We start from the raw sequence: 1119 nt of genomic DNA on the forward strand, positions 1-1119 counted from the left end.
GCTTGAATTGTCAAACTAAGTGCAACACCTGATTATAAAAGGCCTCAAATGGAGTCTTCCATCCTAAACATTTGCGAGGTCGGTGATTTAATTCATTAACGACATGTGCAATGGATACATTGCTGTCCTGGCTAAGGTCATGTCTTTTTGGAAAATACTCCCGCAACAGCCCGTTGGTATTTTCGTTGCTCCCACGTTGCCATGGCGCGTGCGGATTAGGAAAATAAAATGTAATACCGCATGCCCCAGCCACTTGGGCATACCAAGCAAATTCTTTACCACGGTCGGGAGTTACGGTCAGTCGCTGATCATGGGGTAATTGGGAGAACAGTTCAATTAATTTCTCCTTCACACATTGGGCGGTCTTCTTAGCAGCCTTTGCGGCCATTAAAAATCGTGTTTTTCGATCAACAAGCGTTACCAGACATTCGGATCCGATCTTTCCAACGACCGTATCCGCTTCCCAATGGCCAATGACGCGACGTTCATTGGCTTCAGGTGGCCGTTCGTCAATGGAATGGCTATAGTGGATTTTTCCACGATGTTCTTCATAACCCTTACTATGTCGTGATTTTCCTCGGTGCCGTAAGTGACGGGCGATTCCGCGTTGACCGGGTTGACGATTGGGTTCATCCAGAAGATGATGCTCAATTCCACGATAGATGGTCGTATAACTGATTTTCCAAGGACTATGATCGCGTTTAAGCCGTTGATCAATTTGTTCAGGAGACCATTGATGTTCGAGAATGAGTCGCTGAACCCAGTCGCGAAGTTCAGAATTCGCCAACAGGTGTTGCCGATGACAGCCTTTCCGCCGTGTATGATACTTCGCTTCTGCTTGAACAGAAGAGTAAGTGCCGTCACTCTGTTGATTACGTTTCCTTTCACGACTGACTGTGGCTGGAGAGCGACCCAGAAGAGCCGCAATCGAGCGAATGGACTTGCCCAAAATGACATTTTTCAGTATGATTTCTCGTTCCTATGGATTAAGATGGTGGTAGTGGCTCATCGTTGACTTCCCCTGTCTTCAGTAGTTTCTCGCAAATCCTATTGTACAGAGAAGACTCAGCGATGGGTCCTTTAATTTTCTATGTGTTGCACTTAAAGTGTAAATTCAAG

General features: G+C 46.1%; 1 protein-coding gene. It reads right to left on the reverse strand.

The annotated features are described in order from the left end of the window. Nucleotides 1–10: 10 nt before the first annotated feature. Nucleotides 11–970 carry an IS30 family transposase gene (locus NIE88_RS22075; protein ID WP_309247068.1) on the reverse strand — a complete coding sequence of 320 codons (960 nt, stop codon included), beginning with the start codon at nt 968–970 and terminating at the stop codon, nt 11–13. Nucleotides 971–1119 lie beyond the last annotated feature (149 nt).

It is taken from the genome of Sporolactobacillus shoreicorticis, from assembly GCF_024125445.1.
GTDB lineage: Bacteria > Bacillota > Bacilli > Bacillales > Sporolactobacillaceae > Sporolactobacillus > Sporolactobacillus shoreicorticis.